Here is an 18,321-nt window from a genome sequence, read left to right as displayed (position 1 = left end):
GCTTAGTAACTGCCAATCAGACTGGTAATGGCTTCGTTCCAACCCGCAGGCCCTTGAGCGCGAGTCGTGAACGACAACCTGTGGTAGCCGGCATCAGGCACCGGATGCGCAGGCGAGCGCACCCAAATTGCGATGTCGGCGGCTTGCATCATGTCGATATCGTTGTGGCTATCGCCAAGAGCGATAACCGTGGTGGGCGAGCCGTGTTGGTTTTGGTAAAGATCTTTGAGCCAGTTGAGCGCCTGGCCTTTGTCGGTTTGACCCAGCACGTGGTAAAAACGACCACCTTTGAGAAGGCGCAGCCCCAACTTTTCTAGGCAGTTTTTAAAAATGGTCAGAGCGGCTTTGCTGTCTTGCCACAACAAAGGCTCAGAATACTCGCGCTGATTGGCCAGCTCGGCATCACCAGCGGACAGGCCAGTGTGGCTCACCAGTTCACTCAAACGCATGTCAGAAAAACCGGTAAAGCGAAAACCGCGTTCAGCTTTGAGCCGTTTCAGTTGAGAGACGATGTGACTGCGAGATAACCCCAGCGGCAATACCCATTCATTGGCGGTTTGCAACAACGCACTGGTATCACAGCTCAGCCGCGCCATCCAAGCTTTGGGAATGATGATCGCTGAGCCGTTTTCGACAATGTAGGGGTCATTGATATTGAGTTGCGAGCGAATTTGAGCCGACTCGATGCGCGTCTTGGAGGTGTTAAAGATCACGGGAATGCCAAGGGACAAGCAGCGGCTTAATGCTGGCTGGGCTTGGTCGGATGAATAGTTGCTGTGGTCCAGCAAGGTGCCATCCAGATCCGTGGCTATCAGGGTGTGCAGCGACGAACAGGTCATCATAGCGCCCTCCTTAGGCTGTGGCTTTGTGTGACAAACGCTTGTCTAAAACGCTTTCTCCGTAAACTCTTTGCTTATACAAACAGGCAAACCCCGTTCCACTTCTGTATCCAGCTGTTTTAATTGATTTTTATTAGTTAGGATGGTTTGAGGTGTTGAATTTTTGCCCAAACCGAGTGCGAGAACGGTTTGTTTGCACCAATCTGGTGCGCGTGCAACATAGCCGCAGGTTTACCGGTCAACTGGTTAAACGCAAATTCTAATGGAGGCGATATGACAATTTGGCGATTAGCTACAGTAATATTTGCCGCACTGCTTATCAGTGCGTGCACCAGTTTAGGCGATGAGCCGGTATTCACAGAGGAGGGTGTTGCTAATCGCGGTTACGACGTGGTGGCGTACTTTACCGATGGTGAGCCGACGCTTGGTGATGCGGCCTTTACCAGTCAGTACCAAGGGGTGCAGTGGCGTTTTGCCAACGCACAGCACAAGGCCATGTTTGATGCAGAGCCGGCAAAGTACGCGCCTGAATACGGCGGTTATTGCGCTTACGCCATGTCGCGAGGCTTTGTGGTAAGTACCGACCCGCAGGCCTGGGAAATCTACAACGACAAGCTCTACTTAAATTACAGCTTGGGCGTGCGAGAGACCTGGCGTAAGGACAAAGAAGGGTATGTCGAGAAAGCGGACGCTAACTGGGTAGAGAAGGCGGCAGAAGTTGCCGCCGAGAATAAGAGTTAGTCTTCGGTTTTCAGATGACAAGAGGCGAAGGCGCTAGTAAAGGCGCCTTCTTGAAAACCTTTAAGGCCGGTGGCGGCAAACTCGATAGGCAGCGGCGTGTGCTTAAGCGAAGTCTTGATTTGATTGGCGCTTAACAGCTCAACGTTCAAACCTTCGATCAGCTGGATTGCCGCTTCCATCTTGAATCCAACCGCGCTACCGGCAAAACGTCCCTTGGTTGGACGTTCGCGGATCACCACTTTTTCTACCTGATAGTCCTTCATCAGCTTTGAGAATTCGAACTGAAAATCTTTTAGAGTTTGGGCATCGGTGCCTTTGCTCATGGTGACGCGACGAGCGCGAAACGGGGGCAGGTCAACTAGGCCTTCAGCGTAGGAAATTAGCGATACCACCGCTTCGTTACTTTTCAGTTCAACACCAACAATTCGCATTTTCTGTCTCTGTTCTCAAATTCTGTCTTAGGTTTCGGAGCGGCATTATAGCCTTTTTCTGGGCCTACCGCTCTCTAAAGGCGGTTAAAAACCAGAGATTTACTCGGTGTTTGGCAATCGCCCAGCGCTGCAGTCGCTGTTTTGGCGTCAGTCCGATACTGGGGTTTAGCTGAGTTTCCACTTCGCAGAGTAATTGATCGGCGAACGCCAGCATGCTTTGAGTCGAGGCAAACGTCAGCCCCTTAGTCCGAATTCGCAGATAATGCCCAAGCTCATCAAACAACTGTTGGTAATAGGTGTTAGCTTGAGTGCTGTTTGCGGATTGATATAACTGCCAACCGGCCTGCAGACTGTAACAGTGATGCCAGCCGTGCTTAGGAGTAATGCGCTGGCGCACAATGGATTTGGGGTTTGAACGATAGAAAGCACTAGCGGTGCGCAGATGGCGTAAACTTTTTACTCGGTAAACCAGAGCATTACTGATTATGCTGTCCTCAAACAATAAGCCATCGGGAAACTCGCAGTCATGCCACAAACTGTGGTGCCAGAGCTTACCCCAGGCAAACCCGCTAAGGTTGGTCTTGATACTCTCAAAGTCGGTGTAAAGCGGCGAGGGACCTCCAAAGGCTTGCTCACGGCTGAAACTCTTGAGTTGAAGACGGTCGAGTTCATCGGTGGCAATCGGATGATTATAGCTTTCCACCACTTGCGCTTCACCAGACTCGGCTTGCACCATAAATTGATTCAAAATCCCCGGCTTAAGTACATCGTCGGAATCAAAGAATAATATGTACTCGCCCACGGCTTCGCTCAGACCAGTATTGCGAGTAGCGGCAATCCCTTGGTTTTGCTGGTGGTTAACGATGCGAAAACGATGACGCTGAGGGTGCGACTCCATAATGGCGAGCGAGCTATCTGGGCTGGCGTCGTGCACCAGAATGATTTCCAGTTTGTCCTGATACTTCTCATCAAGCGGTTGTAGCAGCAAGGAATCTAGGCAAGCGCGCAGATATTTCTCAACGCCGTATACCGGAATCACAACAGAAACCAAAATGTTCTGGTCGCGAGCTTTTCTCATAGGTTTACTGGCGCGCAACGGCGAAGGAGCGGGCGCGTGTGGCTTGGGGTGCTGGCGTAAAGACCACCAATCCATCACCCAAGCAATTGGGAGCAATAGTGTGCGAGAAATCAGTTTCAACATAAGGAACCCATATTCCGTTTTTTAAAACCTGCCAATTGTGAACAAAGTACCCTGAATCGGGGCTGAAGCCAGTGTTAGATGCGTTTGGCAATGTGGGGTATTTGCGGTTATTGTTGCGCCGAAATTAGCGATAGTTGATTAAGTTAACTCTAATTAACTAGAGTAGAAGAGCGGACTCACAGCCCTTGAGGAGACTTAATGCCTTCACCAAAGCGCATCAGTTTAGTGATTACCACCTACAACTGGCCGGATGCATTGCGACGTTCGGTTGAGTCTGCTTGGCGGCAAGTTCGCATGCCTGACGAGATAATCATTGCTGATGATGGCTCGGGTGAAGAGACCCGTGCTTTGATTGCCGAACTTCAACAGCAGTCGCCTGTGCCTATCATTCACAGCTGGCAAGAAGATGACGGTTTTAGGCTTAATCGAAGTCGCAATTTGGCGATAGCCAAGGTCAGTTCAGATTACATAGTGGTGATTGACGGCGACATTGTAATGCACTCGCACTTTCTGGCAGATCACCAGGAAATGGCCAAACCCGGCTATTGCTTGGCAGGGCGGCGCATGTATATGAACCCGACGCTTTCACAACGTGTCCTAGATGGATACGTTCCTCACATGTTGTCTCCGGGCATTCACGCTCATCGTTCTGACTTAATACGCCCGGTATGGCTGCGAAATCTTCGCAGTAGCGTGTGTCACAAGTTACGAGGGTTTTACGGTGCCAACATGTCCTTTTGGCACAATGATGCGCTGAAGGTAAATGGGTTTAATGAAGCCTTTACCGGTTGGGGCGGCGACGATTTAGAGTTTGCGATACGTTTGATGAATATCGGCGTTCACAAGATTAGGATCCGCCACGGCGCCACAGCGTTTCACATCTACCACACCGAGTCTCACCGAGCGATCTCACCTGAGAACCACGCCGAATTTGAGAAAACTCGTATTGAGTCCCTTACTTGGTGCGAGCAGGGACTCAATAGCCATTTGAGCGAGAAAGCTAGTGATTAGCCAGAGCGTTGTTGTAGCGCTCCACTAAGCTGACGCCGCTGCTGTGCTCGTGCCACTGCAACAGATCTATCACAAGTTGGCCTTGGCTATCGTACTGAGCACCCAACAGACCCAGACCTTGCTCGGGTTGCTCAAAGTTGGTCAACAAGCCCATGGCAAAATTGGCGTATTGAAAGGCTTCAAATTCGTTTGCCAAAGCGTAAAAGTCGCTGGCGGACCATTTCTCTGTTTCTTTTTGCAGCACAAACGCCGCTTGCCAAGCTTGGGTAAGCTCGTCGGGTTCGGTTTGTTGCAGTTGATAGGCGTGGCGAGTTTCGTGAATCAACAGCGCTAACGATAACCAAGGATTGGCGTCCGCCAACTTGGCCGAGTTCAAAAACACTTTACCTTCGAGAGGCTCGCTCGGGTCAAAATCAAAGTAGGCAACCTTGTCTGGGTAACTGCTGGCGTCAATTAACAAATCTGGTTGTTTGATCTGCATGAGGCGCACTTGGATAGCAAAGATTTGCTCTAGGTATTCCACTCGCTCGCTGAAGGGCAAAGTCTCCCACTCCTTGAGGGCCTTGGCCAGTGTGCGCACTCGCTGAATGTTACGTGCCAGTTGTCGCGCCTGAGTTTGAGTCTCTAGAGCAGCGCGCTCCAAAAACGGCTTGGCTTCAGGTTGTAGTACGAACGCGTGAGGGGCTTTCGATTGCACTTTGTCAGAGGCAAACCCTTGCGCCGCACTGGTAAAGGGAAGACAGCACAGGCTGACAATGGCAATGGTGAGTTTGACTGACATAACAACTCCCTGTGTCAGTGATTTTTGCTCAGTCTAACCAGTATCCATGCGCGGTACAAACCACCACAACTGAGCTTGAGGTACAAAAAAGCCAGTCGCGAGGACTGGCTTTGGACGAACAGCAGTGGCAGTTACAGACCGGCGTCTGAGCGCAGGGCCTCGGCTTTGTCGGTGCGCTCCCATGGGAACTCTTCGCGACCAAAGTGGCCATAAGCAGCGGTTGGCTGGTAGATAGGACGGTTAAGGTCCAACATTTCAATCAGGCCGTATGGACGTAGGTCAAAGTGACGACGCACCAAATCAATGAGTTTCTCTTCAGATAGCTTACCAGTACCGAAAGTATCGATGCTGATAGAGGTCGGCTCGGCAACACCAATCGCGTAAGACACCTGGATTTCCAAGCGGTCGGCCAGACCAGCGGCAACCAAGTTCTTAGCAACATAGCGACCCGCGTATGCCGCTGAGCGGTCAACTTTTGATGGATCTTTACCAGAGAAGGCACCACCACCGTGACGCGCAACACCGCCGTAGGTATCTACGATGATCTTACGACCCGTCAGACCACAATCCCCCACAGGACCACCGATAACGAAACGGCCGGTTGGGTTGATGAAGAACTTGGTGTTTTTGGTGATCCACTGTTCTGGCAGCTCAGGCTTGATGATGTGTTCGCGAACGGCTTCAATCAGATCCGCTTGCTTGATGTCTTCGTCGTGCTGAGTGGATAGAACCACCGCATCGATACCAGAAATTTTGCCATCTTCATAAGCGAAGGTTACCTGAGATTTGGCATCAGGACGCAACCATGGCAGCTGGCCACTCTTACGCACTTCGGCTTGGCGCTTAACCAAACGGTGGGCGTAGGTAATTGGGGCTGGCATTAGAACGTCGGTTTCGTTAGACGCGTAACCAAACATCAAACCTTGGTCGCCGGCGCCCTGTTCTTTAGGGTCAGCACGGTCAACACCTTGGTTAATGTCAGGCGACTGCTTGCCAATGGCGTTCAGAATCGCGCATGAATCGGCGTCAAAGCCCATGTCTGAGTGGGTGTAGCCAATTTCGCGAACTGTCTTACGGGTTAGCTCTTCAATGTCTACCCAGGCCGAAGTAGTGATTTCACCACCGACCAAAACCATGCCGGTTTTGACATAGGTTTCACAAGCCACACGGGCTTTTGGATCTTGCGCCAAAATGGCGTCTAGCACCGCATCAGAGATTTGATCCGCAATCTTGTCAGGATGCCCCTCAGATACTGACTCTGAGGTAAATAAATGTTTTGCCATGATTTTGCTTCTCGATTGAAGAATTTAACCGTAAAAACGTGTAGAGGTTTCTACTTCTAGACGTCTATTCTATGTATTTAGAGTTCGGATGCTAGTGAAAATCCCAAATAAATTAAAGCAAAGCTTGTAAGGAATGTGTAAAGGCTTGCGAATAGTCACAAAATCCCATTAAAAAATTTGAAGCCTTTCTCAAATTTATTTGATTCAAGTGCGCGCCTTTGGGAAAATGTGGCGCCCCAAATTTTCAACCTACCATTTTAATAATTGCAGGAGAGACCATGTCTTCTCGTAAAGAACTCGCTAATGCCATCCGTGTATTGAGCATGGATGCAGTACAAAAGGCCAAATCAGGCCACCCTGGAGCCCCCATGGGTATGGCCGATATCGCCGAGGTACTTTGGCGTGACTTTCTAAAACACAACCCAGCCAACCCTAACTGGGCCGACCGCGACCGCTTTATTCTATCCAATGGTCACGGTTCAATGCTGTTGTACTCTCTGCTGCACTTATCTGGTTACGACTTAAACATCGAAGACCTGAAAAACTTCCGTCAACTGCACTCGCGTACTCCAGGTCACCCTGAGTACGGTTACGCACCTGGCGTTGAAACCACTACGGGTCCGCTAGGCCAAGGGATCACCAACGCGGTTGGTATGGCGATTGCCGAGAAATCTCTGGCTGCTCAGTTCAACCGCCCAGGCCACGACATCGTTGACCACTTCACCTACGTATTCCTAGGTGACGGTTGTCTAATGGAAGGTATTTCACACGAAGCTTGCTCGCTGGCCGGTACTCTGGGCCTGGGCAAGTTGGTTGCGTTCTGGGATGACAACGGCATCTCAATCGATGGCGAAGTCGAAGGCTGGTTCTCTGACGATACGCCTAAGCGCTTTGAGTCCTACGGCTGGCACGTCATTCCAGCGGTAGACGGCCACGATCCAGAAGCGATTGCTGCGGCTATTGAAGCGGCGCGCGCTGAAACTGGCAAGCCGACTCTGATTTGTACTAAGACCATCATTGGTTACGGTTCGCCTAACAAGTCTGGCAGCCACGACTGTCACGGTGCCCCTCTGGGTGACGACGAAATTAAAGCGTCTCGCGAGTTCCTGGGTTGGGACAAGCCTGCCTTTGACATCCCAGCAGACGTGATGGAAGCCTGGAACGGCGTTGAAGCCGGTACAGCAGCCGAGAAAGCCTGGGACGCCAAAATGCAAGCTTATGCGGCAGAATTCCCTGAGCTAGCGGCTGAGTTTAACCGCCGTCAAGCCGGTGACCTGCCAGCGGATTGGGAGCAAAAATCGCAAGCCTTCATCGCTGAGCTGCAAGCCAACCCTGCTAACATCGCCTCGCGTAAAGCGTCGCAAAATGCTATTGAAGCCTTTGCACCTATGCTGCCTGAGTTCATGGGCGGCTCGGCCGATTTGGCCGGCTCTAACTTGACCCTGTGGTCTGGTTCTAAAGGCCTAGAAGCGGACGACGCTTCGGGTAACTACATCTTTTACGGTGTACGTGAATTTGGCATGAGCGCCATGATGAATGGTATTGCTCTGCACGGCGGTTTCATCCCTTACGGTGCTACCTTCCTGATGTTCATGGAATACGCGCGTAACGCGGTTCGCATGGCGGCGCTGATGAAGCAGCGTTCTATCTTTGTTTACACCCACGATTCAATCGGTCTGGGCGAAGACGGCCCGACTCACCAGCCAGTAGAGCAAATCGCTTCATTGCGTTTGACCCCTAACATGAGCACTTGGCGTCCATGTGACCAGGTTGAGTCTGCAGTGGCTTGGAAAGCCGCGGTTGAGCGCAAAGACGGTCCAACTTCTCTGATTTTCTCTCGCCAAGGTTTGGCACAGCAGGCTCGTGACGAAGCGCAGCTAGCCAACATCGCCAAAGGCGGTTACACCTTGGTGGACTGTGACGGTACGCCAGAGCTAATTTTGATTGCTACCGGTTCTGAAGTCGGCCTAACCGTTGAAGCCGCGGCCGAGCTGACCGCTCAAGGTCGCAAGGTACGCGTGGTGTCTATGCCGTCTACCGACGTCTTTGACGCGCAGAGCGATGAGTACCGCGAATCAGTACTACCAGCAGCCGTGACCAAGCGTATCGCGGTTGAGGCGGGCATCGCTGACTACTGGTACAAGTACGTGGGCTTTGGAGGCAAGATCATCGGTATGACCACCTTTGGTGAATCAGCGCCAGCGGGTCAGTTGTTTGAAATGTTTGGCTTTACCAAGGCGAACGTTATCGAAACTGCTAACAGCCTACTGTAAGCCATGATCCGCGTTGCCATTAATGGCTATGGCCGTATCGGCCGCTCGATATTGCGCGCCCTGTATGAATCAGGGCTGCGCGACCGAGTCCAAGTGGTGGCCATTAATGAGCTGGCGGACGCCAGCGCCATTGCGCACCTGACCCAGTACGACACCACCCATGGCCGCTTTGCCAATGAGGTGTCGCTACATCACAAAGATGACAGTACCTGGATGCACGTCGGTCACGACGACATCCAGTTGCTGCAAATCGCCGATCCAAGCCAATTACCTTGGCGTGAACTCGACATTGAATTGGTGTTTGAGGCTACCGGTGCTCTAAGTACCCGAGATGCCTGCCAAGCTCATATCGATGCCGGTGCTAAGCAAGTCTTGATCAGTCACCCCGCGGACCAAGCGGTGGATGCCACCGTGGTGTATGGGGTTAACCATGAGCAACTCACGGGTCTCGAGACTGTAGTTTCCAACGCTTCTTGCACCACCAACTGCAGCGTGCCGGTTATCGATTTGCTGGACAAAGCTTTCGGGGTTGAGAGTGGGGCGATTACCACCATTCATTCGGCCATGAACGACCAGCAAGTGATCGATGCTTACCATAGCGACCTGCGCCGCACTCGCGCTGCCGGTCAGTCGATCATTCCGGTGGATACCAAGTTGGCCTTGGGGGTTGAGCGAATACTGCCCCATCTAAAAAACAAATTTGAGGCGATTTCAGTGCGCGTGCCAACGGTCAACGTGACCGCTATGGACGTCACCCTGACCCTTAAAAAAGCGGTGGATATCCAAGCCATTAACAGCACGCTAGAGCAAGCCGCAGCTCAGTCTCACAATCACGTGCTTGGCTTTACCATGGACCCATTAGTGTCCACAGATTTTAATCACGACCCGCGCTCATGCATTGTCGATGGCACTCAGACTCGAGTCAGTGCCTCGCACATGGTGAAGATGTTGCTTTGGTGCGACAACGAGTGGGGGTTCGCCAACCGCATGCTAGACACTGGCGTGCACCTGGCACTATTGAAACGAAATACAGCCTAAATCGATTGAGGAAAACCAATGTCAGTATTGAACATGCGTGAACTGGATTTAACCGGTAAACGAGTGCTGATCCGTGAAGATTTAAACGTGCCAATCAAAGACGGCAAAGTCGCGTCAGACGCCCGTTTGTTGGCGGCACTGCCAACCATCAAGCTGGCATTGGAGAAGGGCGCTCAGGTAATGGTAATGTCCCACCTTGGCCGTCCTACCGAAGGCGAGTTCAACGCCGAGTTCTCTATGGCGCCTGTTGTGGCTTATCTCAACGACGCCCTTGAGCAAGAAGTGGTTTTGGCTAGCGACTATCTCGATGGCGTGGCGACTCAAGCCAATCAGGTGGTGGTATTTGAAAACGTTCGCTTTAACCCAGGCGAGAAGAAAAACGACGATGCCTTGGCGCAAAAGCTAGCGGCCCTTTGCGATGTGTTCGTGATGGATGCCTTCGGTACTGCTCACCGCGCGCAAGCCTCAACTCACGGGGTTGCCAAGTACGCGCCTATCGCTTGCGCAGGCCCGCTTTTACAAGGCGAGCTAGAAGCGCTGGCCAAAGCACTGGACAACCCTAAGCGCCCGCTCGTGGCTATTGTGGGTGGTTCTAAGGTTTCGACCAAATTGACCGTGCTAGAGAGCTTAAGCCAGGTAGTTGATCAACTAGTGGTTGGTGGTGGTATTGCCAACACCTTTATCGCGGCTGCCGGCAATGGTGTGGGCAAGTCTTTGTACGAGGCTGACTTGATTGAAGAAGCACAGCGCCTAACCGCACAAGCGCAAAGTCGTGGTGGCGATATTCCGGTACCTACCGACGTGGTTTGCGGCACTGAGTTCAGTCCAGAAGCTGTAGCCGAGCTAAAAGTGGTAGATCAGGTCAACGAGCAAGACATGATTTTCGATATCGGCCCGAATAGCGCAAAAGCGCTGGCCGCTATCCTCAAAAACGCCGGCACCATTGTTTGGAATGGTCCTGTGGGCGTGTTTGAATTTGACCAGTTTGGGGAAGGGACTAAGCGCATAGCTCAGGCCATTGCCGAAAGTGATGCTTTCTCTATTGCCGGTGGTGGTGACACTCTGGCCGCCGTGGATAAATACGGCATTAAAGACAAAGTGTCCTACATTTCTACAGGGGGCGGTGCCTTCTTAGAGTTTTTGGAAGGGAAAAAACTTCCAGCAGTTGCTATCCTAGAAGAGCGCGCTGCACAATAAAATAACATTAATATCAGACGCTTATACTTTGGCAAAATAGCCCAAGATAAGCGTCGACCAGGCAGACATAATAATAACAATATTTGATTAACTAACGGCGATAACACTCGCCACCGAAATTGGAGTTTCGAGACCATGGCACTAATTTCATTGCGTCAATTGTTGGACCACGCTGCCGAAAACGGCTACGGCGTACCAGCGTTTAACGTTAATAACCTAGAACAAATGCGCGCCATCATGCACGCGGCTGAAGTTACCGATAGCCCGGTAATCGTTCAAGCCTCTGCTGGTGCGCGTAAGTACGCTCGTCCTCAGTTCTTGAAGTACCTGATGGAAGCCGCGCTAGAGCAGTACCCAGACATTCCTGTGTGTATTCACCAGGACCATGGTACTCACCCAGACGTATGTCAGCGCTCAATTCAATTGGGTATGTCATCAGTAATGATGGACGGCTCTTTGATGGCGGACGGTAAAACCCCGGCCTCATACGAGTACAACGTCGACGTGACTCGTCGTACTGTGGCTTTCGCCCACGCCTGTGGCGTGTCGGTAGAAGGCGAAATTGGCTGCTTGGGTAGCCTAGAAACCGGCCAAGCCGGCGAAGAAGACGGCATTGGTGCTGTGGGTACTTTGAGCATGGATCAGATGCTGACCAGTCCAGAAGAAGCGGCCCAGTTCGTTGCCGACACCCACGTTGATGCACTGGCGATTGCGATTGGTACCAGCCACGGTGCTTACAAGTTCTCTAAGAAGCCAAGCGGTGACGTGTTGCGCATCGATCGCATCAAAGAGATCCACGAACGCATTCCTAACACTCACTTGGTGATGCACGGTTCCTCTTCTGTGCCACAAGAGTGGTTGGAAGTGATCAACCAGTACGGCGGTGAAATCCCAGAGACCTACGGTGTGCCTGTGGAAGAAATCGTTGAAGGCATTAAGCACGGTGTGCGTAAGATTAACATCGATACCGACCTGCGTTTGGCCTCTACCGGTGCCGTGCGCAAGTTCTTGGCTGAGAACCCTTCAGAGTTTGACCCGCGCAAATTCTTGAAAGCCTCGCAAGAAGCCATGACTCAAGTGTGTATCGACCGCTACCAGGCCTTTGGTTGTGCCGGACAAGGCTCTAAAATCAAGCCTAAGTCACTGCAAGCCATGTACAAAGCTTACCAAGCCGGTGAACTTGACCCACAAGTCGTACTTTAATTTGTACTGATTTGTATGAAAAACGCTCCGAAAGGGGCGTTTTTTTATGCCTTCAACCTCGCAAAGCCAATAGTCTCAGTGATACACTGCTCGCCAACATAATACCTACAAATAATTCACAATAGTTTTCGACCATTCGTTTAGGGGTAGTAGATGAAACACGCGCTGATGTTGGCCGCTTTGGCCACGCCTTTGGTTGCGCTGGCCGAAGAGCCGCAACCATCTTTCACTGGTGAAGCTGAACTGGGCGCCACCATTACCACAGGTAACACCAAAACCACCTCAGTCAAGGGTCGCGTAGACATGCGCCACAACATCATGGACTGGGACAATCAGTACTTGCTTGAGGGGCTATTCAAGGAAGACGAAGATATCCGCACGGCGGAAAACTACCGTGGCTTGCTTCAAGGTAACTATCGCTTCACTCCGACCAACTACATGTTCATCAACTTGACCCACGAAGTGGACAAGTTTGCTGGCTTCGATTCCAAAACCACAGGCGCTGCCGGTTACGGTCACAGATTCTTTGAGCAGGGTAGCACCATTTTGGATGTGGAAATCGGTCCTGGTGTACAGAGTATTAAATACTCCGAACCAAACGATATGCGCGAAACCGACTGGGTAGCCCACGGTGTGCTTAACTTTGCTACTGACATCAGCGAAAACGCTACCTTCAAGCAAATCTTCGTCGTGGATGCGGGCAAGAAAGTGACGGGTCGTTCAGAGACTTCCGTTTCGGCCTCGCTAATTGGTGCGCTGGCGATGAAAGTCGCTTTGGTCGTTAAGTACGACTCAGAGCCTCAGCCAACCTTTGAAAAGACCGACACCGAAACCAACGTGACTCTGCTTTACAAGTTCTAAACGGCGGCGGATTGCTTGGAAAAAGCGATGCAGATTTTCATACCGGACATCTGCTTCGCTCTTCTTAGGGCAATATTTAGCTGACGATAGAGGCCATCGGCATCTGCCAAGTGCGGGTTACCGGTAATTGCGGTGCTAATTCGGTGCTCGCTGTCCAATGAACTCAGCGCCAAGTGCACCTTGCGCACTCGATAGTAAATCTCCTGCGCTTCCCCTTTTGGTACTAACACCATCAGCTGACCTGGACGCCAATGCCAACGTTGCCAGGTGTTGGGAAAGTCCAACTCAATCTGCTGAGTCAAATACTGAATCAGCTCATCTTCACCGTTTTCAAAAGTGCTGGTTTTAGGCGCTACGTCAAACAGCATTAGCTGAATACCTGCACTGTCCTCGTCAGACAAGCGTTCCAATTGACGCTCGAGAGCGGCTTGACTGTCATTGAGCTGGTTGACGGGCAGTGGCTCTATGCTATTGGCGACCACTGTCATCTGGACGCTGATGTAGCGAAGTTGATCGCTCTTGCTCCACTGGCCTTTAGCGCTCACTTCCAGCGCCGCAGATTGATTGTGTTCGTTGCTCAATTGAATCCGTGCCGAGAAGTTCTTGTGCGAATGGCAATGGTTGGTTAGCCGCTGCCAGAAGTTGGCTTGCTGCTGCTCTAACAGAGTCTTTAGGTTGTTGCCGGGCAGTTCGAGATGGTAGTCAGCCAAAAAGCTCTCGTACGCCGGGTTGGCGTTTTCTATTTTGCCATCAGGAGTGACAAGCAGATTCATTTGCGCGCTGTCTAACTGGGCGTGCAAGCGTTTGTTATTGCGTTCCAGTTGGGCCACTTGGCTAAGGTCGGTCAGGCCCAGAATAAACAGCTCAATACTAGAGTCTTCCATGCGTCTGTGGGCCAAGCATTCAACGTTAACGCTGAGTTGGCGCTGGCCCATGGTGATGCCAATGTTGTGCTGTTGATCGAACTTGAGTAGCTTTTGTGCCTGCGCTTCATCAAAGCCCAATAGGCTCTTTAAACTCGAATCTTCCAGTCTGGTTTGTTCGCCGAACAAGTGTCTGGCACCGTCGTTGGCGTAAAGCACTCGCTGGCTTTTGGACACGATCAATATCGGGCTGCCAACAGAGAATAATCGCTTGGCTAGCTTGTGACTGTATTTACGAGTGGCCGTCTCGTTGTGCAGTGTAAAGATGGTGATTACTAAAGCGATAGCCAACAGTCCCAAGATCACACCGATACCAATCACCACGTTGTGGTGACGGGTCAAAGCGGCCTGAATCTGGTCGTTGCGAATATATGATATCAGGTAGTAGTCGTGGCGATTGGTTTCAATGCCTCCGGCTAGGCTGGCTTTAATGTATACATAGGTTGCCTCTTCGCCGGCAATTCGGCCAAACGCTTGGCCCTGCATTTGCTGCCACAATTCTGGGGCTACTTCGGTGATTTGGTCGCCTAAGTTATAGGGTAGTGCAAGGCCTGCGCTTGACCCCCGCTGGTAAAAGAGTCCGCCGTACTCATCCAACACCACAATCGGGCGATTGTTTTGCGCTAAGTAAGGTGCCGCGGTTCCCAGCACTTGCTCAGCGGAAATGTAATGTACGAAGTAACCTCTATCCATTCCCGGCGTGGTTTCCATCAGATTGACCAAATAGAACAGAGGCGTGTCTTTTCCATCGATGGGGTGAAGCTGCATTTCTGAGGTGTAGAAGGTCTGGTTGGCCAGCAGAGCACTGTCATTGATCACCTTTGCTTCAAGCTTTTGTGGCATGAAGTCGTTGGTGGTACTTAGCTCGAGATTACCGTTGAGGTCGTAAAACGCCAGCCCCTGCATACTGGCCAGCTGCTCTGTGTAGTATTCCCAGTTAGCTTGCAGACGCTCTTGGTTAGTTTCGTTGGGGTAATTGAGGTAGTTGCTCAGCAATGAAGAAGAGGCGAAGAATCCGGTGCGACGGATCTGGTTGCCCATTTCTTCCGAGGTCATATTGGCTACGGTTTGCAGTTGATTAAAGCTGTGATCGGCCCAATGGCGCTTTTCGAGCTGAGTTTGGGCGTTGTTTAAGCGAACCACACCATAGCAGACAATGGCGATGACACTCAGGCAGACAAACAGCAGTAAACCCATCCGGCGCTTGCTCCAAAGTACCGGATGAAGCAATTGCTGGAGCGAGTTGAAATCTTGTGTATTGAGTCCGCGCGAGGTAAACATCTAGCTTGCAAAATTGTTATATTTGTACAGCGAGGTAACATCCTAGCACGGCGATCAACAAAAGCGAAAAGCAAGGCGACTGGCATGAAAAAGCGGGACATTAGCCCCGCTTTTTTGCGTTATTGGTTAACAGTTTGTTGCGATTCTCGATTGGGCCGCCACCACCATCGAGTTAAACGTTTGAGATCGTCCAATGCGATGTACAGCACAGGGATCAAAATCAAGGTCACCACGGTGGAGAATACGATACCGAAGGCCAAAGAGGTGGCCATAGGTATCACCACTTGCGCCTGCAAACTGGTTTCAAACATGATTGGCACTAAGCCAAAGAAGGTGGTCAGCGAGGTCAGGATGATGGCCCTAAAGCGCTCACAGCCGGCATTAATCGCCGCATCGACAATCGCCATACCTTGCTTGCGGGCTTTGTTGACGAAGTCCACTAGGATCAGCGAGTCGTTAACCACAACACCTGCCAGCGCCACAATCCCCATCAAACTCAGAATACTGACGTCTAAACCGCGGACTAAGTGGCCGATTACCGCACCAATAATGCCAAACGGAATCACCGACATGATGATCAGCGGTTGACTGTAGGATTTCAGTGGAATGGCCATCAAGGCGTAGATGGTGAACAAGGCGAAGAAGGCCCCTTGAATCAGCGCCACCATAGCAGTGGCCTCATCCGCACTACTGCCATCGAGCTCACTGGTGACATCGGGGTAGCGTTCCTGCATCGCCGGGATCACTCGCTCCAGAATGTCTTTGGTGACCTTTGACGGCTCGACCACGGCTTTGTCGGCGTTGGCACTAATGGTAATAGCGCGCTTGCCATCGACTCGAGTAATGGACGAGAAGCTTTCCGACTGCTCAATTTCGGCAATGTAGGAGAAGGGCACCATTTGGCCTTGCGGGGTGCGAATGCGCATATTCTCCAAGTGGCCAATGGTGCGACGCTGCTCCAACGGATAGCGCACCATGACTTTCACTTCTTCTTTGTTGCGCAAAATACGCTGCGCTTCAAAGCCGTAGAAGGCGTATCGCACTTGCTGGGCTAAGTCGCTTAGGCTAATTCCCAGTGCTTCACCTTGAGGTAAAATTTTAAGGCGAATCTCATCCGAGCCAGATGAGTAGTTGTCCGAGATATCAAATACCCCAGTGTAGTCTCGAAGCTCCCGTTTGAGTTCATCAGCGGCACGGGCCAATTGCTCCAAATCGCTGGAAACCAGACGGAAGGAGATAGCACCACCACCCTGATTACCGGAACTTTGGATATCGACTTTCTTGGCACCGGCGAGCTCGGGTAACTGGTCGCGCCAGGCATTGGCGATTTGAGTGCCTGTGACCCCCAAATCCTCCATCTTATAGAGTTCAACAAACATGAAAGCACTGGTGCGGCTCGACATGTTGACAAAGGTGTGTTTCACCGGCTCAGTCGGCAATTCCTGCCCCATCTGATCGTTCATGCGATACAAGGCGTCTTCAACTTGTCGCAGAGCGTTGAAGGTAGTCTGTTCAGACACACCTTCATCCATTTCAATGCGCACCTGCAAAAAGTCTTGCGGAATGTCGGGGAAGAATACCCAGCGCACTTTACCACTCGCCACCAAAGCCACCGACAAAATCAGTACGGCAATGAAGGACGACAGCACTGTGTAGCGGTTGTTTAAACACCAGCTGACAAACGGACGGTACTTCTCTTGGACAAAGCGATTAAACGCTTGGTTGAACATGATTTTTCGTTGGGTGAACCAGTTGTATTCCTCGAACGGCTTGGGCTTGGCCAGCTTCATGTGCGATAAGTGAGCCGGCAGAATCAACTTGGATTCAACGATGGAGAACATCAGACACAGGATCACCACAAAGCCAATGGACTGCCAGATGCTGCCCATGGGTCCAGACACCATCACCATAGGGGCAAACGCGGCTATGGTAGTCAGTACCCCAAAGATTGCCGGTACCGCTACTCGTTTGGTACCGCGCACTACGCTGTCCACCGAGTGTCCTTCCCGTTCAATGGCGGTATAGGCGCTCTCGCCGATAACAATGGCATCGTCCACCACGATCCCGAGCACCAGAATAAAGCCAAACAGACTGAGCAGATTGATAGACAGGCCCATGAAGGACATGGGCATGATCAACACGGCGCCCAAGAAACAAACTGGCAGACCGACAATCACCCAAAACGCCAGTTTGACGTTGAGGAACAACGCCAGCACCACGAATACCAAAATCGCACCGCCGGCCATGTTAGATAGCATCATGTTCAGACGGCCCGACAGGTAGTGGGTCAAGTCTAACCAGATGTCTAATTCGGCACCCGCTGGTAGCGTATCGCGGCGTTCTTCGATGTAGCGTTTAATGGTTTGGCTGATGGCCAGAGCACTTTGATCGTCAACACTATTGATTTGGACGGTTACCGCAGGTTCGCCGTTAAAGCGAGTGTAAGCCAAGCCCTCTTCAAAATCATCGCGAATGGTAGCCACTTCTGGAAGCATGATGCGACTGCCGTCAGGGCGGGTTTTAACCACTACTTGAGCGAAGTCATCGCCGTAGTATTTCTGTCCCTTAGTGCGCAGTAAGATGTCGCCGGCCTGGGCTTTAATAGAGCCGCCAGGCAGGTCAAGCGAGCTGGCGCGAACCGCTTGTGCCACTTGCTCAAAGCTAAGGCCGTATTCGCGCAGGCGATCTTCTGACACTTCAATAGCGATCTCGTAAGGGCGTGCACCCCAAAAATCCGTGTTGGTAATACCGGGCAGGTTGGTGACTTCGTCGCGAATTTGCTTGCCCAATTCCTTCATCTCGGTACGGGTAAGGTCGCCATATACCGACATCCACAGCACGTTGGACTTGGGTTTTATTCGAAAGATGCGCGGGCGTTCGATGTTTTCTGGGAAGGTTGAAATGGCGTCGATACGCAGCTTCATTTCGTCCAAAACTTCCTTGGGCGAATACTCGTTCTCCACTTCAACAGTGACCTGACCCACGCCTTCGCGAGCCACGGAGGTCATCTTCTTAATGCCATCGATATCCTTGATCTGTTCTTCGATCTTGATATTGATGCCTTCTTCGATTTCCTGCGGGGCCGCGCCAGGATAGGCCACGTTCACTTGAACTAGGTTTAACTCAAAGCTTGGAAACACTTCTTTGTTAATGGTCAGGGCACCAAACAAGCCCCCCACTAACAGAATGATCATCAATAGGTTGGCGGCGACGCTGTTTCGCGCAAACCAAGCAATAATGCCTTTTTGGGTATCCATG

14 protein-coding genes are annotated in these 18,321 nt (G+C 51.5%); 7 read left to right on the top strand and 7 right to left on the bottom strand.

The window, feature by feature from the left end:
* Positions 1 to 2: 2 nt before the first annotated feature.
* Complete coding sequence (locus tag CLC93_RS08655; protein ID WP_095505565.1) at positions 3 to 842, bottom strand: HAD-IIB family hydrolase; 840 nt, start codon at positions 840 to 842, stop codon at positions 3 to 5.
* A gap of 270 nt (positions 843 to 1,112) precedes the next feature.
* Here CLC93_RS08655 and CLC93_RS08650 point away from each other — a divergent pair, with 270 nt between their 5' ends.
* Positions 1,113 to 1,580, top strand: coding sequence for a YHS domain-containing (seleno)protein (locus CLC93_RS08650; RefSeq protein ID WP_095505564.1), 468 nt, complete (start codon positions 1,113 to 1,115; stop codon positions 1,578 to 1,580).
* Here the strand turns inward: CLC93_RS08650 and CLC93_RS08645 are convergent.
* Together CLC93_RS08645 and CLC93_RS08640 are read right to left on the bottom strand one after the other, a co-directional pair.
* Positions 1,577 to 2,011: a DUF3010 family protein gene (locus CLC93_RS08645; RefSeq protein WP_095505563.1), complete on the bottom strand. Its 435-nt coding sequence runs from the start codon at positions 2,009 to 2,011 to the stop codon at positions 1,577 to 1,579. The two genes, CLC93_RS08650 and CLC93_RS08645, sit on opposite strands and share 4 nt — an antisense overlap.
* Positions 2,012 to 2,075: 64 nt before the next feature.
* Positions 2,076 to 3,212, bottom strand: a complete 1,137-nt coding sequence (locus CLC93_RS08640) for a glycosyltransferase family 2 protein (protein WP_095505562.1) — start codon at positions 3,210 to 3,212, stop codon at positions 2,076 to 2,078.
* Positions 3,213 to 3,410: 198 nt separating this feature from the next.
* Here CLC93_RS08640 and CLC93_RS08635 point away from each other — a divergent pair, with 198 nt between their 5' ends.
* The gene (locus CLC93_RS08635; protein ID WP_095505561.1) at positions 3,411 to 4,223 is read left to right on the top strand and encodes a glycosyltransferase family 2 protein; all 813 of its coding nucleotides are present in this window, start codon (positions 3,411 to 3,413) and stop codon (positions 4,221 to 4,223) included.
* Here CLC93_RS08635 and CLC93_RS08630 read toward each other — a convergent pair.
* The gene (locus tag CLC93_RS08630) at positions 4,213 to 5,004 is read right to left on the bottom strand and encodes a hypothetical protein (RefSeq protein WP_095505560.1); all 792 of its coding nucleotides are present in this window, start codon (positions 5,002 to 5,004) and stop codon (positions 4,213 to 4,215) included. The two genes, CLC93_RS08635 and CLC93_RS08630, sit on opposite strands and share 11 nt — an antisense overlap.
* A 131-nt stretch (positions 5,005 to 5,135) precedes the next feature.
* Positions 5,136 to 6,287: a methionine adenosyltransferase gene (metK, locus tag CLC93_RS08625; RefSeq protein ID WP_095505559.1), complete on the bottom strand. Its 1,152-nt coding sequence runs from the start codon at positions 6,285 to 6,287 to the stop codon at positions 5,136 to 5,138.
* Between the two features lie 278 nt (positions 6,288 to 6,565).
* Between metK and tkt the strand changes: the two genes are divergently transcribed.
* From tkt to CLC93_RS08600, 5 genes are all read left to right on the top strand, one after another.
* Complete coding sequence (gene tkt, locus CLC93_RS08620) at positions 6,566 to 8,560, top strand: transketolase (RefSeq protein ID WP_095505558.1); 1,995 nt, start codon at positions 6,566 to 6,568, stop codon at positions 8,558 to 8,560.
* 3 nt (positions 8,561 to 8,563) lie between these two features.
* The gene (gene epd / locus CLC93_RS08615; RefSeq protein WP_095505557.1) at positions 8,564 to 9,598 is read left to right on the top strand and encodes an erythrose-4-phosphate dehydrogenase; all 1,035 of its coding nucleotides are present in this window, start codon (positions 8,564 to 8,566) and stop codon (positions 9,596 to 9,598) included.
* Positions 9,599 to 9,616: 18 nt separating this feature from the next.
* Positions 9,617 to 10,795 carry a phosphoglycerate kinase gene (locus CLC93_RS08610; protein WP_095505556.1) on the top strand — a complete coding sequence of 393 codons (1,179 nt, stop codon included), beginning with the start codon at positions 9,617 to 9,619 and terminating at the stop codon, positions 10,793 to 10,795.
* A gap of 135 nt (positions 10,796 to 10,930) precedes the next feature.
* A complete protein-coding gene (fba, locus tag CLC93_RS08605) occupies positions 10,931 to 11,998 on the top strand; it encodes a class II fructose-bisphosphate aldolase (RefSeq protein WP_095505555.1) in 1,068 nt (355 codons plus the stop codon).
* A 153-nt stretch (positions 11,999 to 12,151) separates the two neighbouring features.
* Complete coding sequence (locus tag CLC93_RS08600; RefSeq protein WP_095505554.1) at positions 12,152 to 12,859, top strand: DUF481 domain-containing protein; 708 nt, start codon at positions 12,152 to 12,154, stop codon at positions 12,857 to 12,859.
* Here the strand turns inward: CLC93_RS08600 and CLC93_RS08595 are convergent.
* Positions 12,856 to 14,979: a nitrogen regulation protein NR(II) gene (locus CLC93_RS08595; protein ID WP_095505553.1), complete on the bottom strand. Its 2,124-nt coding sequence runs from the start codon at positions 14,977 to 14,979 to the stop codon at positions 12,856 to 12,858. The two genes, CLC93_RS08600 and CLC93_RS08595, sit on opposite strands and share 4 nt — an antisense overlap.
* 203 nt (positions 14,980 to 15,182) lie before the next feature.
* A complete protein-coding gene (locus CLC93_RS08590; RefSeq protein ID WP_095505552.1) occupies positions 15,183 to 18,320 on the bottom strand; it encodes an efflux RND transporter permease subunit in 3,138 nt (1,045 codons plus the stop codon).
* Position 18,321 lies beyond the last annotated feature (1 nt).

Source organism: Paraferrimonas sedimenticola, assembly GCF_002282855.1.
Lineage (GTDB): Bacteria > Pseudomonadota > Gammaproteobacteria > Enterobacterales > Shewanellaceae > Paraferrimonas > Paraferrimonas sedimenticola.
This window is presented reverse-complemented; position numbering and strand designations above follow the sequence as displayed.